The following is a 21,952-nucleotide window of genomic DNA, read 5'->3' as shown; positions in this document are numbered from 1 at the left end:
TCAATTAATCACTACGATGGTATATCTTACATCAGCCTCGGATTACTGACAAGCGCTTCGAATGTCAGGTGTTTGGTTTAGATATTTTTCGGGCAATATAAAAGGAGTAAACCCCCTCCTTTTGTTGGGGTGTTTCCAGATAAACCGACTTGCACACCGAACGAGTGATTGCCAGATTCCAAGGCTGACTGACCAGAATCCAGCGTTTGAACAACCAGCGGCTGAACAAAGAAGGCAAACCAAAATAATGCCCCCATTCCAGAAGGGCTAAAGCACGCGGCGAAAAGTAATCCCAATGGCGAAGCACTTCAAAGCCGGTGCGGGTCAGGCGGTCCTTCCATGTAGAAAAATCGTCACAATGGTAATGTCGAGAAATCCGGTTGAAAAATCCCCGGTAGCGCTTTGCTGCGCTTTTCAAGCCTGTTCGATCCAAAAATTGGGCAATAGAAAGACTTCCCAGGAAACGATGATTGGGAACACAGAACACAAACAATCCACCCGGTTTGAGAACCCGCGCGGTTTCCTCCAGAACGGGCATTAAATTGGGAATGTGCTCCAGGACTGAATTACTGACGACACTGGCGAAAGATTCATCTTCAAAGGGCATTGTCGAACCGCTGCCCCTTAATGTGAGGCGGTATGTGCCCCTTTCTGCTGCTTCTTTGACCGGTTTCCACCACGGATCCAGACCAACGGTGAGCGGTTTTTCAAATGCAATTGAGGCAAAATGACCGTCTCCACAACCCAGATCGAGCACCGGTTCGACCAATTCAATGGATTGGTAGAAACGGGCTTCAACCGCACGCAATACCCCCCGAAAATAGGGCAATTCACGGATATTGAGCCATAAAAAATCTTTTTCGAAGGATGAAGTCTGTTCCAAAGCCTTCTCAACCTCAAAAATCAGGATCTACGAAGATCTTGTTGGATTTCGGTGAATAATTTTTCGTATTCTTGCGCAATTGTATCCGGCAGATAGCGCTGGCGAATCGGTTGAGGATCTCGTATAAACGCCTGCCGGTTGCTCAGCACTTCCAACAATGCCTCTGCCAGACTGTGGGGGTCACCGATTTCAACGACTTTACCCATCTCATGGATCTTGACCGGCTGCCGAACCCCCGGTAAATTGGAAGCAATCGAGGGAGTCCCACTGATCATCGCTTCGATTTGGACGAGCCCAAAAGCCTCGGTTGAGTTCAGTGACGGCAAAACCAGCACATCCAAATTGGGGTAAAAACAAGCCATCTGATCAGGAGAGAGATTACCAAGGAATTGCCACGCTCCGATTTGCTGAAAACGAGCAATGCGCGGCATGATTTTGGCATAATACGCCTCTTCTCCCACAATGTTTTGGTAAGTGCCGGCAAATTGCACCTGAGCTTGAGGATAGGCTTCCAGCACCTTTGGCAGTGCCTCAACCAGCACTTCCACGCCTTTCTCGGTTGCCAGGCGAGCGGCCATTCCAATCACAGGTTTACGGTCTTGCGGGTTTGTCCGCTGACGGAATTCTCGAACTGCCTCCGAAGTCACCCGTGGCAATTCAACGGGAGGAGGAATGACCTTCAATTTGTGCAAATAACGTCGCAGGTAGGGCGAATTTTCTGCATAATCCTGGGTGTAGGTCACAATTCGATGGGTAAATTGGGCTGCCAGTTCATTCATCAGCAATACCGCCTGATTGGCTGCCCAACTGAGTAATCCCGGCGGCATTCTCAAATCACAATGGTAAGTGATTACGGTAGGTTTTCTTAATAACCGTCCGCGAAGAGCCACTCCGGCAGCATCAAACTGCGGTAGGTGCAGTTGAATCACATCATGTTCACGCACCAGCCGATTCGCGGTTGCTCCAAAGGAAGGCATAATTACTCCCTTACTGACCCGCATGAAAACCGGCACACGCACAATTCGTACTCCGCCAGCCATTTCTTCCAACGGCAGCGACTTATCATACTGTGAGGTCATTACCGTTACCGTGTGACCCCGACGGGCAAAAGCCTGTGCCAACCTTTCTGCGTAAATCGTCAACCCTGAGGTATGAGGGCGGTAATAAGTCAGGATAATCAGAATACGCATAAGACTTAAAACAAATCCTGATTGGTCTTCACCCACTCAAAAAGGCGCTGAATACCTTCTTTGACACCCACCTTTGGCTTCCAACCCAGAACTTCCTGCGCCTTGCGTATATCGGAAATAAAAACCCGCTGATCACCCGGCCGCCAATCCCCTCTTTTTACGGGAATACTTTCACCGAGCAGTTTTTCAAGCAATGGACCAAATTCTTCCCAAACGGAAATCGTAAAATCGGCTCCGCCGCCGATATTGAAGACCTGACCAGCCGCAAGATCAATGTGTTCAATCGCCAGGTCATAGACATCGCACAAGTCTTCAACAAAAAGAATATCCCGCACTTGCTTGCCATCGCCATAGATTGTAATGGGCAGCCGTTTAACCGCTGCGATGACAAACCACGCCACCCATCCCTGATCTTCAATTCCGAACTGGCGGGTGCCATAAATGCAGGATTGGCGCATGACTACCGTCCGCAAGCCATAAATCCGGGCGTAGTCACGAGTGTATTGGTCACCACACCCTTTCGAGCAACCGTAAGGGGAATGAAAATCCAGTCCAAAAGTTTCTGGAATGCCAAAGGGATAATCCACATACGCATAACGGCTTTCCAATTCCTTGACTTTTACCTCTTCCATCCCCCCATACACTTTGTTGGTTGATGCATAAATCACAATTGGGTCACGTCCCGAAAGCCGCGCCGCTTCCAAGATATTGAAAGTTCCCGCTGCATTGATTTCAAAGTCAGTGCGTGGATCAACGACGGAAGTGGTGACCGCGACCTGACCGGCTAGATGCACAATCACATCTGCCTCTTGGGCCACTTCCTGAAGTGACTGAGAATCGCGAACATCTGCCTGAACAAGCCGAAATGAGCTTTCACCGTAGGTCTTTCTCAACCAGGCCAGGTTGCGGACAGCACCGGCGCGTGACAGGTTATCATACACAATCACCTGCTCGCCTCTTTGCAGCAGCCGGGCAACATAATTCGAACCGATAAAACCTGCACCACCGGTGATTAAGTAATTTCTCGGCATAAAACCATTCCCTCCAATTTTCAGGATGAAGTTGGATTGATGACTTTGGCTTGAATATCCTTTAGAAATGTTCCCACCGATTTTCCCTGCCGAACCAGGGCAATCAAACCCAAAATTCCGGTAACAACGAATTGAATAAAGTGAAGGGTAATCGCATACGCCAATGCAGCCGTCTGATCAATCCCCAAAATCGTCAATGCCCCAACAATCGAAGCCTCAAAAGTTCCCAAAGCAGCCGGTGCCGAGGGGATGGCAATCCCCATTGCCAGAACCGCATCGGTGAACATGCCCCACCAGAATGGCGCTTGAGGATCAATGGGCAGCAGGAAAACGTAATAAGTGGAAACGGCAACTCCCCACGAGACCCCAATCCAAAACAGGCTTAGAAGAAACTGGCGCGGTTCGGACAAGGTGGATAACCCTTGCATGAGTGCATTTAATTGGGGAACGACTACTCTGCGAACAAAACCCCATTTTGCCCCAATTTTTTCCACCAGACCAATAACCCATTGCTGATTGCGGGACATGAGAAACAACATCAATAATCCGGCTATCACCAATCCCAAAGTCAAAATGGCAACCGAACGCGCCCACGCCATACCCAATGCCAGCGGTAAAGTTGCCAGCAACAAACCCGCCGCAATTGCCAAATCGAAAGCCCTTTCAATCACAATACTGGAAAGCACACGGGCAGGCGGCAGGCGAGCAGCCTGCCCCAACAGCAAAGCCCTTCCGAATTCACCCGCCCGGAAAGGGAACAGGTTATTCAAAAGATAACCCTGATTGATCGCCCAAAAAGTCTGGCTGACTGAGGCATGATTGCCCAGAATGACGCGCCATGCCACTGCCCGCGTCATCAAAAATAACAGGGTCAGGAGCACTGCTGCCAGAATAAAAAGCAAGGGTATTCTGGCAATCGCCGGCCCCAATTCATCCCATTGAGCCAGCCGAAAAACCACAAACAAGGCAATCAGACTGATCAGCACGCCGGGCAACCAGCGTCCGACGTTTTTTATGGTCCCTTTAGTTTGACGGTTCAATCTTCCTCCAAGCGAAGAATGGCCATGAAGGCTTCCTGAGGAATTTCGACATTCCCCACCATTTTCATCCGCCTTTTACCGCGTTTTTGTTTCTCAAGCAATTTCTTCTTGCGGGTAATATCACCGCCATAACATTTTGCCAGTACGTCTTTGCGTAAGGCTTTGACATTTGCCCGCGAGATAATCCGCCCGCTTGCAGACGCCTGGATAGCCACATCGAACAATTGACGGGGAATCAATTCTTTCAATTTGCTGACCAGCGCCTGTCCTTTATGATAAGCATTGTCACGATGGACAATGGTTGCTAGCGCATCAACCGGTTCGCCCCCCACCAGCACTTCCAGTTTGGTCAAATTGCCAGGGCGGTAATCGGCAAAGTGATAATCCATGGAAGCATAGCCGCGTGTGCGCGATTTGAGTTCGTCAAAAAAATCCACAATCAATTCCGAAAGGGGAATTTCAAATGTCAATTGCACCCGGGTTGGAGCCGGGTATTCCTGTTCTTTAAAAATTCCGCGTCTTTTCTTAACCAATTCCATCACGGTGCCGTAATAATCTACTGGCGTGATAATCTGTAAAATCATCCATGGCTCACGGATTTCTGCAATCTGAGATTCATCGGGTAATTGGGCCGGCGAATCGATGCGTATCACTTCGCCGCTGTTCAAAACAACTTCATATTCAACCGATGGCGCAGTGACGACAATATCCAGATCGTATTCACGCTCCAATCGTTCCTGAATGATCTCCATGTGGAACAGGCCAAGGAAGCCACAGCGGAAACCAAAATTCAAGGCTTGTGACTTTTCAGGCTCAAATACCAGAGAGGCATCATTCAATTGAAGTTTTTCCAGTGCTTCCTTAAGGTCTTCGTAATCTTCGCCTTCAACCGGATAAATACCGGCAAAGACCATTGGCTTGGGATGCCGAAAGCCGGGCAATGGTTTTTCGGCTGGCCGAACAATGGTGGTTATGGTATCTCCCACCCGGCATTCCGAAACGGTTTTCAAACCGGTGGCAATATACCCCACATCCCCTGCTTGCAGCTCCTTAACCGGCCGCATATCCGGTGAGAAAACGCCGATCTCAACCGGACGGATGTCCACATTGGTGGACATCATCCGCAGCATATCCGTGGGATTGACTTTCCCATCCATGACCCGCACGTAAGCCACCACCCCCTTATACGAGTCGTAATGCGAATCGAAAATTAACGCCTGCAAAGGGGCGTCCAGGTCGCCTTTAGGTGGTGGAATTTCCTTGACGACCGTTTCAAGGACTTGATCCACATTAATCCCCTCTTTGGCTGAAATGCGTAAAATTTTCTCCGGTTCAATTCCCAGCAAATTGTGGATATCTTCGGCTACTTCATCCACCCGCGCAGAAGGCAAATCTATCTTGTTGATCACCGGCACGATCACCAGATCAGCATCCAGGGCAAGATATAAATTGGCAAGCGTTTGAGCTTCAATTCCCTGGGTGGCATCCACCACCAACAAGGCCCCCTCACAAGCCATTAGAGCCCGGCTGACTTCATAACTGAAATCCACATGCCCGGGTGTATCAATCAGGTTAAGTTCGTATGACTCACCATTTTTAGCCTGATAGATCATCCGAACAGCCGAGGCTTTGATGGTTACCCCCTTCTCTCGTTCAAGATCCATCGAATCCAAGACCTGGTCCATCATCTCACGGTCTGAGATGGTGCCGGTCAATTGCAACATCCGATCCGCCAGCGTGGATTTTCCGTGATCAATATGAGCAATGATGCAAAAATTGCGGATGTGTTCCTTATCCATAATCGAGGTTAGTATACCCTAATTACCCTCAAAGTAACAGAGCGCACCACCATGGTGCGCTCTGTACCAGACCAGACGATATTAGAATCTCAGGCAATTGAAAACAGGCGCATGCGAACCTCATCCGACCGCTCAATGGCAATCCCTCTCTTGCGAACATTTTCGCCCAGGGTCATAATCGCCTGCGATAATTCCGCACTTTTGTTGACTCTCAAAACGGGCTGTCCCAGTGCATCAGATTTTTGGGTCAACTCCGGATCATCCGGCAGGGTTACCGTCACCGCATGTTTAAGCCGCTCACTGATTTTTTCGACACTAATCGGATTATCTGGATTGAAGCGATTAACCACCATCGCAACCCGATCACGCGACATTCCAAACGCATCCCACAAATCCAGGAACAGACGGGTGTTGCGGATGGCATTAATCTGCTGCGAAGTGACCAGCACCACCACTTCTGCCGCATCCAAAGCGGCCAGCACCGGATCGGATATGAATGAGTCGGTATTCACCACAATGTAATCGTAGTAGCGGCGCAGGAATTCAAGGATACGGGTGAAATTTTCACCACTGATTTTTTCGGCAAATTCGGGACGAGGTGGTGCCGGCAAAATGTACAATCCTGTTGCCCGGTTTAAGAGCATGACACTTTCAACGAGTTGTAAATCCAAATCATAAATCCGCGGCACCAGGTCCAGAACCGATAATTGTCCCAATTCGTTGAAAAATAAATGAACATCGCCAAACTGCATACTACCATCCACCAGAACAACTCTGGCTTCGTGATCAATGTCCATCAACGCCAGAGCCAGGTTGGCTGCAATCGTAGTGGTTCCGACCCCTCCCTTTGGACTGTAAACCGCGATCACTTGACCGTTGGCACCCTTCCCACCCATCGGTGTGGCGGCAGCTCCTCCCGGCCCAAGCACTGGCGCACTGATCTTTTGTCGTTCGCTGTGTGCCAGTGCTGCTGCCCGGTGAAGCACATCCGACAACTCTTTGATGGAAACCTCATGGGTGATAAAGTCACAGGCGCCAGTCCGTATGGCTTGCAGAACAATATCTGTGTAATTATCTTGGGAGATCAGCACTACCTGAGTTTGCGGGAATTCTTTACGGATAATCTCCGTCAGATTGATACCGTTCATATCCGGCAGGTTATACTCGATCAGAGCCACTTCCGGTTTCAAATCGCGAATCGCCTCGATCGCTTCCTGCGCAGACATACACGAATTGACCAGCTCAATATCATCAATCAGGCCTATCGTTTTTTGCAGATGCTTGATCATTTGTGGAATATTTTCAACCAGTATCACCGATATCGCACCCACATCACTGTGCATACCCACCTCCCGACGACCGGTTCCGTTATTTTTATTTTCTTCCAGAAATTGCTCCATAGTGCACCCCCGTAATAATCTTTTCTCATTATACAAACAAAGCGGGCGGAAAACAATGTGTAGAATTTGAGACTTAAGAAAATTATAAACAATTTTTGGAGTTAAAGTAATTATAATAATAAATGTATTTCAAGAAGCAAAATTCAAGGGATTGTATTGGGCGAAATTTGTGTATAATGAAAAGGGGGACTCAATATGAACACCCTCCACAACCAAGATTTATCTGATCATCCAGAGTCAGACAGAGAGCAATTGCAGAGGGACGCCGTGAGCGATTCATCATCTTTAGAAATTGACCATCCCGAACTTGAGACGGATACCATTGATTCATCGGTAAGCCTATCCGAAAAGTCTGAAGAAGGGGCAAGCACGGTTTCAGAACAGAATATTACCGTCGAAAAGACCACTCCCGTAGCCGAAGTGAACCCAGAGCCTGCCCCACCAAAGCAGAACTGGATACAACGTCGCATAAAGGTAGTCACCGATACGGTTGAGGAATGGAAATGGCTTCGCCGTGAAATTCGATCTTTTCCTGCTCGAACACAGCAACGGATGAAGGAAATCGAAAAGCACTTTATGGTATATCGGTTGACCTTTGCCAACCTGACTTATAAAGCACCCCGCATTGAAGAAGAAATTCAGGAAGTGTACGATCAGATTGTTAATCAGATTCCCCAACTTGAAGAAAGAACGAAGAAACGTTCGCTTATCTTCCGAAACTTGCAAACATTACGCGACCTTCATCAAGAATGGGTCAAAATATCCGAACAACAGGAACACTTAATCGCCCTCTTGCAAAAAGCCCCCAAAGGCATGGATTTTTACAATCGCATGCAAATTATTCGGGAGCAGCGCAGACAGGAAGAGCTTCGTCAAAAAGAAAATCAAGAGCGTATCGAAGCCGCTTATGAATCCCTCAAAAAAGCCTTGAGCTATGTGGAGCATCAATGCAAGGACGACGAACCCATTGTTTATGGCAACGAAGTTCTTACCCTGGAGGATGCTCAAAAAGTTTGGAACGAGCACATCACCGAGATCCTAACGATGAAGGATTTGAAAAACGCCAGCGTAGAAACGGTGCTTGCCCGAATTCGCTCTCTCGAAGAAACCATCCGCGAATATCCCACCCTCTCTAAACAAATTCAACGGGTCGGTGAACGGTTTTCCCGCCTGATTGCTTTGCACGACCTGCTCTCTTCCTACGGTAAAAGGATTATTCCACAAGCCGAAATTTCCCGTTCTTCCACCATAATGTACGAACAAATCCCTGCGCTCTGGTCAACTGGACAATATCACAACCTGAAGATCATGCTGGAGCGCGTGGAAAACTTCCTGAATTTCTACGAAAACACCGTCGAGCTGGAAGTTGCAATCGGCGAACGCCGCCGCTCCGGGTTTACCCAGGGGTTGGCACCTTCGATTATTCCGGGAGTTGGCGGTTTATCCCCCTTGATTGGGCTGGCGCGCGTGTTGGTTGCCGCCATTGACCAACGCGATCGTTACATGATCGGCCATTCGGAGAAAGTTGCCCGGCTGGCGGTGGATACTGGCAAGAAACTGGCCTGGTCGAGTGGCGACCTTGAATTTCTTGAAATTGCCGCTTTACTACACGATATTGGTAAAATTTCCATTCCCGAAACCATCTTGACAAAGGTAAAACCCCTTACCTCTCAGGAATGGAAGATGATTCAGATGCATCCCTATTATGGGGCACAAATCGTCAAACAAATGAATGTCTTCAACCGGATTGTGCCATGGATCTATCACCATCAAGAACATTGGGACGGCACAGGCTATCCCGATCAGCTCAAAAAGGAAGACATTCCTCTCGCCAGTTCCATCATTGCAGTGGCGGAAGCCTTCACGGTTATGACCGCTGAATTACCCTATCGGACGGCTGTAACCACTGAAGAAGCCCTTGAAAACTTAAAAGAATCGGCCGGAAAACAATTTGCCCCCGAAGTTGTTGAAGCTTTTGTCGAAGGCGTGGTAGAATCAACCCAAGAAAAGTCAAACAGCCCTCAAAAATAAGCCTCTAAATCCCCATGACCAAAATTCAACCGTTCATTCATTACGCACCAGAGACTTGTGCATTTTGTAGTGGCAATGGGAGCGGTCGCTGCCGGGATGGAAATATCTATGAATTATGCCCGGTTTGCAATGGTATTGGCACCGTTTTGGTAGCGCAGGAGCCCAAGAAATGCGCTTTTTGCTCCGGCGGCGGTGGTGGTTTATGCAAAGACGGCTATGTTTATGATCGCTGTCCCGTGTGCAAGGGTTCTGGTTGGGCTTATGTTTATGAGGAAGAGACCGAATAAGGGAAAAAATCTAATTCGCGGGGGTAAGTACCAACATGAGATTCTTCAAACCGGTCTTTGCAGCAATTTTTGTTGGTGTCATTCTCGGATTAGTCTTCAACATCGTTCCCCTCAAAAATCAGCTTGATCAGGTTCAGCAAACCCCGGTTGTCGCTTCGACCGATCTTCCCCTTCCCGTACTTCGGAAAACAGAACAACCCCTTTCCAACAATTCAGCTTCGTTACAAAATGCTGAACCCAACCTCGCTGTACAACAACCGCAGAGTCAGACTAACCCAACCGCTACACCAACCGCCACGCTAATTGCTTTTACCCCTACCCCCACATCTGGCTCGTTCGAAGAATTCGAACCTCGCCCTCCAGCGGAAATTGTTACCTGTGCCGAAATCTGGTCGGTACCGGAGATCCCCCTCAATTTACCATTGGTATTGGAATATCCACGCAGCGTGGAGGAATTGTACACCGAGTACAACTATTACTATCTGGCAGCCATGTTAATCCAGAACAAGGTTGTGGATGCCAGTCAATGTCCTTACAATGGATTGCAATCCGCAACCACCGCAAATCAATGCGGAGTTGAAGTTGCCCGGCCAGTGATCATTGAGTGGCAGAATCAATACGATTCAAAGATTTTTGAAACTGGCGTCAAGCATGGCGTGCCGGCTCGTTTGCTGAAAAAGATTTTTGCAATCGAAAGCCAGTTCTGGCCAGCAATTTATATTGACATTCTGGAAAGCGGCTTCGGCCAATTGAATGACACTGGCGCGGATGCTCTCTTATTATACAGCCCTTATTTTTATGCCCAATTCTGTCCGCTCATCCTCCATCCAAGAACTTGCGATCAGGGGTACCTCGGAATTCCCGAGTCGGCTCGCGCTTTGTTGCGCGGGGCGTTGGTACGCCAGGTCAATGCCACCTGTACTGACTGTCCGCAAGGAGTTAACCGCCAGCGCGCCTTGAACAGCATCCCAATTTTCGCCGAAGTGGTCAAAGCCAATTGCAGTCAAATCAATCAAATTGTCCAGAATACCACCAATAAAAAAGCAGGCCAGGTAGCCGATTACGTAGATTTATGGAAATTTACCATGGCAAATTATAATGCCGGCCCAGGTTGTACTGCCCGCGCAATTGAAAGCGCCTGGAAAGAAGAGGGCGAACTCACCTGGAACATTGTATCGGGTTACTTCACCTCTAAAGAGTGCCAGAGTGCACCTTTTTACGTATCCGATATTTTCAAGGACTGAATCGACTGGTTGATAATTTGCTCAATAACCGAGATGGGATTATCCAATCCCTCTCCAGATAAAGATAACCACATTAAGAACTCGATGTTCCCTTTGGGACCAATCAGGGGAGAACACATCAAGCCGCGAATGACCCATCCCTCCTGCTGACAGAACTGGGTCATCTCCTCCAATATCTGACGATGAACCCGTGGATCACGGATAACACCCTCACCACGGGCAGCCACTTTTTGACCCGCCTCGAATTGGGGCTTGATCAGGGTAACAACATCACCTTTTTTGTCACGAAACCATTGCCGAACAACCGGCAATAAGAGTTTTAAGGAAATAAAAGAAGCGTCTATCGTCACCAGATCAATCTTTTCCTCAAATCCTTTCAAATACCGCGCGTTGGTTCTTTCCATGACAACCACCCGCTCATCCCGGCGCAGCCGCCAGTGAAGTACCCCGTATCCAACATCCACTGCAAAAACTCGCCTTGCACCGTGCTGCAACAGACAATCTGTAAAACCACCGGTAGAAGCCCCCACATCTACACAAACTTTCCCGCTGAGGTCGGTCAATCCAAATTCCACCAGAGCTGCTTCTAACTTTTCTCCCCCTCTGGAAACAAAACGGGCAGGCTGGATAATTTCAACAACTAATTCGGGATCAACCATCTGTCCGGGTTTTTGTGCGATCGTATCACCTACCCGAACCTGACCGGCCATAATCAAACGCTGCGCCTGATTACGGCTTTCTGCTAAACCTTGCTCTACCAGCCACACATCCAATCTCTTTTTCATACGGATATATTCTATCCCTCTTTCCCCATCCGAACCAAATTCCAACTCAAAGTTCTTAAAAATTGCGGATACTTTTGGATCATTGTGATATGATTGGGGTATGCTTTCTGCGTTAATTAAGAGCATGCGACCGCGCCAGTGGAGCAAAAATGTCTTCGTTTTGGCTGCGGTTGTTTTTGATAAGAAACTGCTCAATCCCGAAGCGGTCAGTAAATCGCTGGCGGGTATGATTCTATTTTGTCTGATATCCAGCAGCGTTTATCTCATCAACGATATTCTCGATGCCGAAGCAGACCGCAATCATCCTCAAAAACGCAACCGCCCGATTGCATCGGGAAAATTGCCGATTCCGGTTGCCGCAGCGGCTGCAATTGGCATTATTGTCATTACAATTCCACTTTCATTTTTGCTTTCAACTCTATTCGGCTGGATTGCCTTCGTTTATTTTCTGGTCAATCTGGCGTATTCTACCCGTCTAAAACATATTCCCTTGATTGATGTCTTGATCATCGCCGCTGGATTCGTCCTCCGGGTAGCAGCGGGGGTTTCGCTGATCGAAGTGGAACGTTTTTCACCCTGGTTATATGTGGTAACCACGTTGTTGGCGCTTTACATCGGTTTTGGTAAACGCCGCGCCGAACTGACGTTACTCCAAAATGACGCGAACAATCATCGCCGTGTTTTAGATGGCTATAACCTGACATTACTGGATCAATTGATTACCATTGTCTCCGGTACAACCATTGTGGCTTACAGTCTGTACACATTTTCTGCGCCCAACCTGCCGGATAACCACAGTATGATGTTGACGATTCCTTTTGTCATATACGGCATCTTTCGTTATCTTTATCTGATTCAGGTAGAACAAGCCGGTGGGGCTCCTGAGGATATTGTCCTCACCGATAGACCATTACAGGCGACGATTCTTCTGTGGGGTTTATCGGTTTTGTTTGTGTTTTACTTAAACTGAAACCATGCCTGCTGTTTCCGCCTCCGCCCCCGGAAAAGTGATCTTGTTTGGCGAGCACGCCGTCGTTTACGGTCAACCAGCCATCGCTGCGCCGGTGACCGGGGTTTTTGTCAAAGTGATTGTGCAGCCAAACCCGCTTAAACCTTCTGGCAGCATCGAGATCGAGTCCCCGGCAGTCAACTTCCATGCTACACGTGCTGAACTGCCCGAACAGCATCCCCTCAACACCTTATTTCAACAAATTGAACAAACACTCCAAATCTCTCGTTTGCCGGCAATGAAAATTCGCATCAACTCCACCTTGCCGGCCGGAGCGGGAATGGGATCCAGTGCAGCGGTCAGCGTAGCCATGATTCGGGCTATCACCCAATTTTTAGGCCTGCCGCTTGATAACGAACAAGTCAATCGGATTGCTTTCGAGGTTGAAAAAGCCTTTCATGGCACCCCCAGTGGAATTGATAATACGGTGATTACCTACCAGATGCCTATTTATTATGTGCGAAACCATCAGCCCCAGTTGATTCACGTCAAAGAACCCCTCACGCTGGTGATTGCCAATGCCGGTGAGGCCCCCTCCACAGCAGAAATGGTTGCCGGTGTTCGTCAGCGCTGGCAGCAACATCCTCAGCAGTATGAAGGGTTGTTTCATCAGATCGGTTGTCTGGTTGAATCGGCCCGCCAGATTCTCGAACAAGGTAGCTGGCAACAACTTCCGCCCTTAATGGAAAAAAATCATCAATTGCTTCGGGAAATTGGGGTTTCTTCCCCGGCATTGGACAAACTGGTGAAAGCCGCTTTACAATGCGGGGCATACGGTGCAAAATTAACCGGCGGAGGCGGAGGCGGCAATATTGTTGCATTGGTACATCCAGAAGAAGCCGATTCGATTGCACAGCAACTGCTGAAAGAAGGTGCTTTACACACCTGGTTAACCACACTCCGCCCCATTAACGAGGAACGATGAAAATGAGGCGCATATTTCTGAAACTGGGTGGTTCTCTGATTACCGATAAACATCGTGCCGCAACCGCTATTCCTGAAATTATCGAAAGGTTAGCCGAAGAAATTCATTTGGCAATACGAAACCAACAAAATATTCAGCTCATCATCGGTCACGGTTCTGGTTCTTTTGGCCATATCCCCGCCAAACGATATCGAACCCGAGATGGGGTTCAAACTCCTGAGGAGTGGCGAGGATTTCTTGAGGTATATCGCCAGGCGCGTAGGCTGAATCAAATTGTCTACGAAATCTTCAGTCAAAAGGGTTTACCGGTTATTGCCTTTCCACCCTCTGCAATTATCCAGGCAGAAAACAAACGCCTCGCCGAGTGGAATTCAAAGCCACTGGTTTCCGCAATACAGGCAGGTTTTATTCCATTGGTCAACGGTGACGTGGTATTCGATTCACGAATTGGGGGAACGATTTTTTCCACCGAAGATGTGTTCATGGCACTCGCAGGTTCGCTACCCCCTACCGAGATTTTGCTCTGCGGCATTGAAGAAGGGGTATTTGCAGACTTTCCGACCTGTTCACATCTTCTTCCCAAAATCACCCTCGCCGAAAAAGATGGCATCTTGCCGCTCTTGCAGGGTTCAGCAGCTCCAGACGTAACCGGTGGAATGGTCGAAAAAGTCCGCCTGATGTTCGAATTGATTCAAACTGATCCACAATTACGCGCGATGATTTTTTCCGGCCTGACTCCCGGCAATCTACAAGATGCTTTATCGGGCATTCCGACCGGTACCCTGCTCACTAAAGAGTAAAAAAGGAGGTTATCAATGGTCACCCGCCAAGAGCTGGAAGAAATTGAAGACAAAATATTGGCGCCATATGCCAGTCGCAGCAAATATTCCCGTGGCCGGTTTTACCCGGAAGATGAACCGGCCTACCGCACCGTTTTTCAACGCGACCGCGACCGCATTTTGCATACCACCGCCTTCCGCCGATTAGAATATAAAACTCAAGTTTTCATTAATTACGAAGGGGATTACTACCGCACCCGCTTGACCCATACCCTTGAAGTGGCTCAAATTGGTAGGACGCTGGCGCGTGCATTGGGTGCAAATGAAGACCTGACAGAAAGTATCTGCCTGGCTCACGATTTAGGTCATCCCCCTTTTGGCCATTCGGGAGAAATTGCTCTGGCACGACTAATGAAGGATCACGGCGGCTTTGAGCACAATAAACAGTCCCTGCGCATCGTCACCGAACTGGAACAACGTTACCCCGAATTTCCTGGTCTCAATCTCTCCTGGGAAGTACTGGAAGGTATTGTCAAACACGAAACCGAATATGATAAAACCGATGCGCGCGATTTCAACCCCGAATTACGCGGGCACATTGAGGCTCAAATTGCCAACGTTGCTGACGAGCTGGCTTACACAGCCCACGATCTGGATGACGGCTTACGTTCTGGAATGATTACTCAGGAAATGCTGGAGGAAATCGAAATCTGGCAAGTGATGAAATCTTCGATTGGCTGGCAGGGTGATGGTCTGGACGATCTGACCCGTCACCGCATCATCCGTCGCCTGATCGGGAAAGAAGTGGATGATATTGTCGAGACCACCAGCCAAAATCTGAAAGAAAGCGGCGTTCAATCCGTTGAGGATCTCCAAAGATTGGATTTTAACGTGGTTACTTTCAGCGAAACTTTTCACCGCCGCAACCGCCAGTTGAAGGATTTTCTTTACAAGAATCTCTACCGTCATTATCGTGTGGTACGAATGGCAGTCAAAGCAGAACGCCTGATCAGCGAGCTTTTCAACGCCTATTGCTCAGAACCAACGATTTTGCCGCACCATGTCCAAAAAAGAATAGAAAAATTTGGCATTCATCGAACGGTTTGTGATTATATTGCCGGTATGACCGATCGTTATGCCACGGAGGAATATCGAAAATTATTTAACGCCGAAACTCTTCCCTAATTGGCAATTATTTTTCCACGACCGATCCCTTTTCCAAGAAAAACATGGTATCATTATTGCCGTTAATGTAAATGTTAGGAGTAGGTTAGAATGGCTGAAGCTTCATACCTGACCCAAGAGGGTTTAGATCGCCTCAAACAAGAACTTGAATACCTTAAAGGCCCCGCTCGTGAGCAACTTGCCAAGCGCCTGCGCGCAGCGATTGAACAGGGTGATCTTTCCGAAAATGCGGATTACACCGCCGCCAAAGAAGAACAGGGCTTTCTGGAAGGCCGCATTCGCGAATTGGAACAGCTGCTTTCCAATGTCATTATCATTGACCACGTAGAAAAGAATTTGAATGAAATCGGAATTGGGGATTACGTTACCATTCAGGAAGATGGCTTCGAACCCGAACGCTATCACCTGGTTGGCCCCAAAGAAGCCGACCCCAGTAACGGAAGAATTTCCCACGAATCCCCGATTGGCCGAGCTTTGATGGGGCATAAAGTCGGCGATGTAGTTATTGTGGATACGCCCAACGGAGAAATCCGCTTAAAAATTCTCAAAATTGAATAACACATTCTAGATGCAAAAGAAATGGGGCTGCTCGCGAGCAGCCCCATGATTTTTACGGCCAATTGTGTTTATGATTTTGGCCACACAGCCAGTTCAAGCGTTAACCGTTCAAAATAACTGTTTTCGGGTAAAGCGCCGCCACCCAGGCTCACATCCACCACCCTTGCTTCCAGTTGCAGGGTAGCCGTTTCCAGCAATACCCGACGGTCTTTGGCAACCTCAACGGGTTCGCCTTTGGATTCCAATCGTTGGCGGATAGCCGGATCATTAAAGGCATGCGGGGACATCAGCACTTTGGTTACCGTTTGAATGTCATTTTTATCGAACAACCAAACTTCAAAAGCAGTAACCTTTTTGGGATCTCCAACACCAATTGTTTCGGAAATCCCGACACCGCACTCGCCTAAAAACTCACCAGTTGGCGAGTCAATGCTGAACGAGTCATCATACAGGTCATCCCCCATGACGTAGGTCGTCATGAATTGATTGATGGGCGCTTCCTGTCCTTCAGCCGCATAATCTGTGCGCTCAGCCTGACGATTCAAATCCTGCGCGACCCCCGCCGGACTTTCAGTTTTGACTGGCCGTTTGCGAAGTACCAACAGGTAAACCAAACCTGCCCCAACCCCCAGCGTTACCAAACAGAGCAAAATAACCAGCCCCAATCGTGACCCGCCCCCTGCAGCAGGTGGTTGGGTTGGTACCACCGTTTCACCCGGCAAAGGCACGGTGGGCCCCATCACAAGCGCCCGGAAGGAATTGATATCCCCTTCGGATAAATTACAGGTACCCGGTTTCAGGGAATCAAGCAGGGAACCGCCGGATTCCCCTAATGCTTCAAATCGCTGCATGGCAATAGCGGTGTCCCCTTTTCTGGCATACGAATCAATGACCAGGCACAGGTACTCCTGTTTGAAATCATCCCGCAACTGGCTGGGATCCGCATTGACCCACTTGACCGGCCAAAGCCCCCACCCCAATACAGGCAAACCGATGATCAGACCGATCACGAAGCCCGTAATCGCTGAGATGAGCGGATTGCGTAATTGTTCTCGAATCTTATCCATGATTTTTTGCTCCTCACTGGCTGTGATTTTCTCTGCCGTGCAGTTTTCACCAGACACTTGAATTTATTGTAGAACAAGGTTCAAATTGGTGCAACTGCGATGACGGCATGAATTTCCGACTGAGGAGGTGAGTTGCAATTATCATGCCGATTCCGGCGAGGTTACCCCAATCTCTTCTTGCAAGAAACTTTCCTCACATTTCAAACATTGCAATTCCCGTTTATTGGAAATGACCAGCAAACCCCCGCAATTCGGACAGGGAGTTGCCACCGGCCGTTTCCAGGTGGTAAATTGACAGGTCGGGTAGTTAGAACACCCGTAAAACACCCGCCCCTTGCGTGTCTTGCGTTCAATCAAATCGCCGCCGCATTCGGGGCAGGCAACCCCAATTTTTTCCAGCCATGGCTCGGTATAACGACATTCAGGAAAATTGCTGCAAGAAATGAACTTTCCGTATCTTCCCCAGCGGATAATCAAATCGTGACCGCATTGAGGACAGGCACGCCCAATCTTCTCCACAGTTTTGGTCACGGGTATGGATTCTTGCGCCTTCTTGATGGTGGGTTCAAAATTCTCGTAAAATGAGCGGATCACATCCACCCATTCACGGCTTCCAGAAGCCACCTGATCGAGGTCGCTTTCCATCTTGGCCGTAAATCCAACATCTACAATATCCGGGAAATGCTGCACCAGTAAATCGTTAACCAGTAAACCCGTTTCGGTGGGAATCAATTTCTTGTTTTCACGCACCACATAACCGCGTTCCACAATGGTGGAAAGGATTGGTGCATAAGTAGAAGGACGCCCAATTCCATTTTCCTCAAGGGTTTGTACCAGAGTGGCTTCGGAATATCGCGGTGGTGGTTGGGTAAAGTGCTGTTCGGGCAGCAAGCGCTGCAATTCCTGCAGCTGTCCTTCCTCCAAACCGGGGGGAATACGTACGTTGTCCTCGTCTTCACTCTTCTGGTCTTCGTCGCGCGATTCCTCATAGACCGCCAGAAAACCGGGGAATTTCAAGGTCGAACCCGAAGCCCGTAACAGATAGACATTGATCTTGCCTTTGCCTTCTACCTCAACTGAAACCGTGTCCATTACAGCCGATTCCATTTGAGAAGCGACAAAACGTTGCCAGATGAGCATGTATAATTTGTATTGCTCAGGGCTGAGGAATGGTTTTACCTTTTCGGGCATCCGCAGCACGGAGGTTGGCCGGATTGCTTCGTGCGCTTCCTGAGCACCGACGGCACGGGTCTTGTACTGAGGCGGCGTTTGAGGGAGATATTCTTTCCCATAGGTGTTCAGAATAAAATCCCGTGCTTCTTTTTGTGCCAGATCAGAGATATTGGTCGAATCGGTGCGCATATAGGTGATCAGGCCGGTCGAACCACCCTCACCCACATCCAAGCCTTCGTATAATTGTTGAGCAATCATCATCGTGCGGCGGGCAGTGTACCCCAATTTTCGCGATGCTTCCTGCTGTAAGGTGCTGGTGATGAAGGGAGCAGCTGGCTTGCGTTTCCTTTCTCCCCGCTTAATTCGTACAACCCGGTAAACCGCTGGCTCCATATCCTCAAGCAAACCTTGGACGGTCGCCTGATCGGGTAATTGAGGTTCTTGCTCATTGACTTTTACGAGTTTCGCCACATACGATTGCCGGCCGCCGTGGGGTTTCAATTCGATAGCAATTGTCCAGTACTCGACCGGTACGAAGGCTTCGATCTCACGTTCCCGCTCCACAATCAACCGCAGAGCAACCGACTGCACCCTTCCAGCTGACAGGCGGCTGCGCACCTTCTCCCATAGTAACGGACTGAGATTGTAGCCCACCAGGCGGTCCAAAATCCTTCGTCCTTGTTGAGCATTGACCAGATTCATATTGATACTGCGCGGATGAGAGAAAGCTTCCTCAATCGCCGGTTGGGTAATCTCATGAAAAACTACCCGCCGAGAGAGATTTTCTGGAATTTCTGCAGCTTCCATTAAGTGCCAGGCGATTGCTTCTCCCTCCCGATCCGGGTCGGTGGCCAGATAAATTTCTTCAGCTTTCTTAACCAGATCCTTTATTTCCTTCACAACCGCCCGCTTTTCATTCGGGACACGGTACTTGGGTTGAAAATTGTTTTCAACATCTACCGAAAGTTCTGAACGCAATAAATCGCGAATATGACCGACGGAGGCCTTAACCGTATAACCTTTTCCTAAAAAGCGGCCAACCGTGCGGGCTTTTGCCGGCGATTCGACAATCACCAGTTTCCCACTTCGTTCATCATGGCCGTTATCCTTTTTGGTTCTGCGTTGGCGTTTGGAATGGGCTGCGTTAATCAGCTTGTCCGCCGGTCTTTCTTTCTTTTCCGGTGCAGGCAGATTTTCATGTTCGGGGGTTTTCCCCATGCGGAACAATTGGGTACCGCAAACCGGGCAAATTCCCCGCGTAACGGGTGTGCCTGCAGCGTTAAATTCCGCTCGCGGAGAAACCATCTCTCGCTTTTCTTTGCACTTTACACAATAGGCTTCCAAGGTTTACCTCCCTGCCTTAAAGATAATTATCTTTTCCACTTTGTTTCAATATCTGGACTAGTTCACGAACTGACTGGGCCTTGTCTTTGTGACAAACCAGCAGCACATTTCCGCTATCCACGATGATCAAATTCTCAACCCCAATCGTAGCAATCAGGCGCTGATCGTCCTCACAAAGCACCAGCGTCTTTTGGGAATCAAGCGCAAGCCACTGGTCGCTCAACCGGATATTCCCGTTTCCATCGCTTTCCAACACCTCAAACAGCGAATCCCAACTACCTACATCATTCCAACCCAGGCCGGCCGCCGGGATGACAACCACCTGCCGGGCACGTTCCATAATCCCGTAATCAATGGTTTCCGGTTTCAATTTCATCCAAAGTGGCAGCCACTCTTCCTGTCTTTCAAAGCCGGCGTTTTCAATTTGGATCATCACTTGATACAATTCGGGTAATTGATTCGCAATTTCCCGGCGAATTTGTTCAACCTTCCAGAAAAACATACCTGAATTCCAGTCGTGATCACCACTTTCTACCATCCGTCGGGCAGTATCCGCATCCGGTTTTTCCTTGAACTGGAGCACTTGATACACCCGTTGCTGATTGATTTCCGCCACCGGCTGACCACGTTGAATATAGCCATAACCAGTTGAAGGGGAGGTTGGATGGATCCCCAGGGTAACCAGATATCCTAAACGGGCGGCTTCATCGGCTACCCGTAAAATCTTTTGAAAATAAGCCACATCCCGAATAACGTGATCAGCCGTCAGGATCGCCATTACGGCCTGTCGGTCTTTCGAGTACAAATAAGCAGCTGCTAATCCCACTACCGCAGCTGTTCCCTTTGGTGCCGGTTCGATCAGGTAATTATCTCCTGGGATTTCGGGGCAATCCTTCTGCAAATCCATGGCCATTTCCGCACCGGTCACTACCAGAATTCGTTCAGGTGGCACCAGTCCATACAAACGGTCAACTGCCTGTTGAAAGAGGGTACGCTCCGAGCCCAGTTTGAGCATTTGTTTTGGGCGCACCGAGCGCGAAAGAGGCCACAAACGAGTTCCCCCTCCTCCCGCCATGATCACAGCATAAAACGATTTATTCATCATTCCTTCCGTAGTATTCCGTTTCCTCGCGAATTGCACGGTAGTTCGTTCCACCATTATTTCGTACCAGACCTTTTAATTCCATCATAATCAGGCATGCCGACACTTTTTCAATCGGCAAACCCGAGAGGAAACTGATTTCATCGGCTGACAGGTTATCATCACCCAAAACTTGCAATAGTTTAGCCTCTGTTTCATCAGAAGGCAATACTTTTCTGGCAATCCGACGGGTATTCACCTGTTGGATGTTCAGCGCCTCCAGAACATCCGAGGGATTGAGCAGCGGGCGCGCCCCATTTTGGATCAGCCGGTTCACCCCTTTCGAATTGGGAGAGTGGATGTTCCCCGGCACAGCCAACACTTCCCTCCCCTGATCCGCAGCAAAAGAAGCCGTTATCAACGCCCCGCTGGTATCGCCGGCTTCAATCACAACTGTTGCCAGCGCTAAACCAGAAATAATTCGATTGCGCGGCGGAAAATTACTGCTTTCCGGGGGCGTTCCGGGCGGATAATCGCTGATAAGTGCACCATTAGCCATAATTTCTTCGGCTAATCGGCCATGTTCCGGCGGGTAAACCAAATCCACCCCACAACCCAGCACGGCCAGCGTGCGTCCCCCCGCCCGCAAAGCCGATTGATGAGCCACTGCATCGGTGCCACGCGCCAAACCACTCACTACTGTTACCTGGTTGCGGGCCAGAAACGCAGCCAGTTCCTCGGCTACCTGCTTTCCGTAGGCAGAGACCCGGCGCGTCCCAACGACTGCCACAGCCAGTTCGTCTTCCGGCAGGTATTCACCTTTGATATAGAGCACAGGTGGCGGCTGATCGATCTGACGGAGAATTGGGGGGTAGTTTTCATCCTCCCAGGTAATCACATGAATGGCTTTTCGTTCGATATTTTCCCAAATCCGCTCTAAATCAATCTGGGATCGAATTTTCAAAACCCTCTCCACCAGGTGGGGATGCAGCCGTGCTGCCATCAATTTTTCATAGGGAGCATGCCATGCAGCTTCCAAATCCCCGTTAAAAGTCTGTAATAAACGGCTAAGACGGACTGATCCAATTCCCTTAACGTAATTGAAACCAACCCAGTAGGCTTTGGGGTTCATCCATTTCGC

The 21,952-nt window shown here is 49.0% G+C and carries 18 protein-coding genes; 7 read left to right on the top strand and 11 right to left on the bottom strand.

Annotation, left to right across the window (positions count from 1 at the left end):
* Positions 1 to 64: 64 nt before the first annotated feature.
* From AC812_RS10230 to AC812_RS10205, 6 genes are all read right to left on the bottom strand, one after another.
* A complete protein-coding gene (locus AC812_RS10230; protein ID WP_061915757.1) occupies positions 65 to 883 on the bottom strand; it encodes a class I SAM-dependent methyltransferase in 819 nt (272 codons plus the stop codon).
* Positions 884 to 903: 20 nt separating this feature from the next.
* The gene (locus tag AC812_RS10225; protein ID WP_061915754.1) at positions 904 to 2,073 is read right to left on the bottom strand and encodes a glycosyltransferase family 4 protein; all 1,170 of its coding nucleotides are present in this window, start codon (positions 2,071 to 2,073) and stop codon (positions 904 to 906) included.
* A 5-nt stretch (positions 2,074 to 2,078) separates the two neighbouring features.
* A complete protein-coding gene (locus tag AC812_RS10220) occupies positions 2,079 to 3,104 on the bottom strand; it encodes an SDR family NAD(P)-dependent oxidoreductase (protein WP_061915751.1) in 1,026 nt (341 codons plus the stop codon).
* A gap of 20 nt (positions 3,105 to 3,124) precedes the next feature.
* Positions 3,125 to 4,144 (bottom strand): lysylphosphatidylglycerol synthase transmembrane domain-containing protein, encoded by a 1,020-nt coding sequence (locus tag AC812_RS10215; protein WP_061915748.1) that lies wholly within the window; start codon positions 4,142 to 4,144, stop codon positions 3,125 to 3,127.
* Entirely contained in the window at positions 4,141 to 5,943 is a 1,803-nt protein-coding gene (gene lepA, locus AC812_RS10210; RefSeq protein ID WP_172460293.1) for a translation elongation factor 4, read from the bottom strand. The genes AC812_RS10215 and lepA overlap by 4 nt, the downstream gene beginning before the upstream one ends.
* Positions 5,944 to 6,032: 89 nt before the next feature.
* Positions 6,033 to 7,286, bottom strand: coding sequence for a CpaE/TadZ family protein (locus tag AC812_RS10205; RefSeq protein ID WP_169787292.1), 1,254 nt, complete (start codon positions 7,284 to 7,286; stop codon positions 6,033 to 6,035).
* 324 nt (positions 7,287 to 7,610) lie between these two features.
* On the opposite strand from AC812_RS10205, the gene AC812_RS10200 reads away from it, so the two are divergent.
* Positions 7,611 to 9,374 carry an HD-GYP domain-containing protein gene (locus tag AC812_RS10200; protein WP_169787291.1) on the top strand — a complete coding sequence of 588 codons (1,764 nt, stop codon included), beginning with the start codon at positions 7,611 to 7,613 and terminating at the stop codon, positions 9,372 to 9,374.
* A gap of 322 nt (positions 9,375 to 9,696) precedes the next feature.
* Positions 9,697 to 10,905 carry a hypothetical protein gene (locus tag AC812_RS10195; RefSeq protein WP_061915737.1) on the top strand — a complete coding sequence of 403 codons (1,209 nt, stop codon included), beginning with the start codon at positions 9,697 to 9,699 and terminating at the stop codon, positions 10,903 to 10,905.
* Here the strand turns inward: AC812_RS10195 and AC812_RS10190 are convergent.
* Positions 10,878 to 11,690 (bottom strand): TlyA family RNA methyltransferase, encoded by an 813-nt coding sequence (locus AC812_RS10190; RefSeq protein ID WP_061915734.1) that lies wholly within the window; start codon positions 11,688 to 11,690, stop codon positions 10,878 to 10,880. The two genes, AC812_RS10195 and AC812_RS10190, sit on opposite strands and share 28 nt — an antisense overlap.
* Before the next feature lie 100 nt (positions 11,691 to 11,790).
* Here AC812_RS10190 and AC812_RS10185 point away from each other — a divergent pair, with 100 nt between their 5' ends.
* The 5 genes from AC812_RS10185 (at position 11,791) to greA (ending at position 16,146) form a co-directional block, all read left to right on the top strand.
* Positions 11,791 to 12,660: a decaprenyl-phosphate phosphoribosyltransferase gene (locus AC812_RS10185; RefSeq protein ID WP_061915731.1), complete on the top strand. Its 870-nt coding sequence runs from the start codon at positions 11,791 to 11,793 to the stop codon at positions 12,658 to 12,660.
* Positions 12,661 to 12,664: 4 nt separating this feature from the next.
* Positions 12,665 to 13,624, top strand: a complete 960-nt coding sequence (gene mvk / locus AC812_RS10180; RefSeq protein ID WP_061915730.1) for a mevalonate kinase — start codon at positions 12,665 to 12,667, stop codon at positions 13,622 to 13,624.
* A gap of 2 nt (positions 13,625 to 13,626) precedes the next feature.
* The gene (locus AC812_RS10175) at positions 13,627 to 14,424 is read left to right on the top strand and encodes an isopentenyl phosphate kinase (RefSeq protein WP_062158894.1); all 798 of its coding nucleotides are present in this window, start codon (positions 13,627 to 13,629) and stop codon (positions 14,422 to 14,424) included.
* A 15-nt stretch (positions 14,425 to 14,439) separates the two neighbouring features.
* The gene (locus tag AC812_RS10170; protein ID WP_061915728.1) at positions 14,440 to 15,588 is read left to right on the top strand and encodes a deoxyguanosinetriphosphate triphosphohydrolase; all 1,149 of its coding nucleotides are present in this window, start codon (positions 14,440 to 14,442) and stop codon (positions 15,586 to 15,588) included.
* Between the two features lie 90 nt (positions 15,589 to 15,678).
* A complete protein-coding gene (gene greA, locus AC812_RS10165; RefSeq protein ID WP_061915727.1) occupies positions 15,679 to 16,146 on the top strand; it encodes a transcription elongation factor GreA in 468 nt (155 codons plus the stop codon).
* Positions 16,147 to 16,214: 68 nt separating this feature from the next.
* Here greA and AC812_RS10160 read toward each other — a convergent pair whose 3' ends face one another.
* The 4 genes from AC812_RS10160 to dprA form a co-directional block, all read right to left on the bottom strand.
* Positions 16,215 to 17,213: a hypothetical protein gene (locus AC812_RS10160; RefSeq protein WP_061915726.1), complete on the bottom strand. Its 999-nt coding sequence runs from the start codon at positions 17,211 to 17,213 to the stop codon at positions 16,215 to 16,217.
* A 141-nt stretch (positions 17,214 to 17,354) separates the two neighbouring features.
* Complete coding sequence (topA, locus tag AC812_RS10155; protein ID WP_236839247.1) at positions 17,355 to 19,730, bottom strand: type I DNA topoisomerase; 2,376 nt, start codon at positions 19,728 to 19,730, stop codon at positions 17,355 to 17,357.
* 16 nt (positions 19,731 to 19,746) lie between these two features.
* Entirely contained in the window at positions 19,747 to 20,832 is a 1,086-nt protein-coding gene (locus tag AC812_RS10150; protein WP_061915725.1) for a mannose-1-phosphate guanylyltransferase, read from the bottom strand.
* Positions 20,825 to 21,943 carry a DNA-processing protein DprA gene (gene dprA / locus AC812_RS10145; protein WP_061915722.1) on the bottom strand — a complete coding sequence of 373 codons (1,119 nt, stop codon included), beginning with the start codon at positions 21,941 to 21,943 and terminating at the stop codon, positions 20,825 to 20,827. The genes AC812_RS10150 and dprA overlap by 8 nt, the downstream gene beginning before the upstream one ends.
* Positions 21,944 to 21,952: the final 9 nt, after the last annotated feature.

The organism is Bellilinea caldifistulae, from assembly GCF_001306055.1.
Taxonomy (GTDB): Bacteria; Chloroflexota; Anaerolineae; order Anaerolineales; family Anaerolineaceae; genus Bellilinea; species Bellilinea caldifistulae.
Note: the sequence above shows the minus strand (reverse complement) of the source record. Positions and strands in the feature narration are given on the sequence as shown.

Coding starts and splice junctions, on each gene's coding strand:
- AC812_RS10225 (WP_061915754.1), bottom strand. CDS start 2,073: ATGCGTATTCTGATTATCCTGACTTATTACCGCCCTCATACCTCAGGG.
- AC812_RS10220 (WP_061915751.1), bottom strand. CDS start 3,104: ATGCCGAGAAATTACTTAATCACCGGTGGTGCAGGTTTTATCGGTTCG.
- lepA (WP_172460293.1), bottom strand. CDS start 5,943: ATGGATAAGGAACACATCCGCAATTTTTGCATCATTGCTCATATTGAT.
- AC812_RS10205 (WP_169787292.1), bottom strand. CDS start 7,286: ATGCACAGTGATGTGGGTGCGATATCGGTGATACTGGTTGAAAATATT.
- AC812_RS10195 (WP_061915737.1), top strand. CDS start 9,697: ATGAGATTCTTCAAACCGGTCTTTGCAGCAATTTTTGTTGGTGTCATT.
- AC812_RS10190 (WP_061915734.1), bottom strand. CDS start 11,690: ATGAAAAAGAGATTGGATGTGTGGCTGGTAGAGCAAGGTTTAGCAGAA.
- AC812_RS10185 (WP_061915731.1), top strand. CDS start 11,791: ATGCTTTCTGCGTTAATTAAGAGCATGCGACCGCGCCAGTGGAGCAAA.
- mvk (WP_061915730.1), top strand. CDS start 12,665: ATGCCTGCTGTTTCCGCCTCCGCCCCCGGAAAAGTGATCTTGTTTGGC.
- AC812_RS10175 (WP_062158894.1), top strand. CDS start 13,627: ATGAGGCGCATATTTCTGAAACTGGGTGGTTCTCTGATTACCGATAAA.
- AC812_RS10170 (WP_061915728.1), top strand. CDS start 14,440: ATGGTCACCCGCCAAGAGCTGGAAGAAATTGAAGACAAAATATTGGCG.
- greA (WP_061915727.1), top strand. CDS start 15,679: ATGGCTGAAGCTTCATACCTGACCCAAGAGGGTTTAGATCGCCTCAAA.
- AC812_RS10160 (WP_061915726.1), bottom strand. CDS start 17,213: ATGGATAAGATTCGAGAACAATTACGCAATCCGCTCATCTCAGCGATT.
- AC812_RS10150 (WP_061915725.1), bottom strand. CDS start 20,832: ATGAATAAATCGTTTTATGCTGTGATCATGGCGGGAGGAGGGGGAACT.
- dprA (WP_061915722.1), bottom strand. CDS start 21,943: ATGAACCCCAAAGCCTACTGGGTTGGTTTCAATTACGTTAAGGGAATT.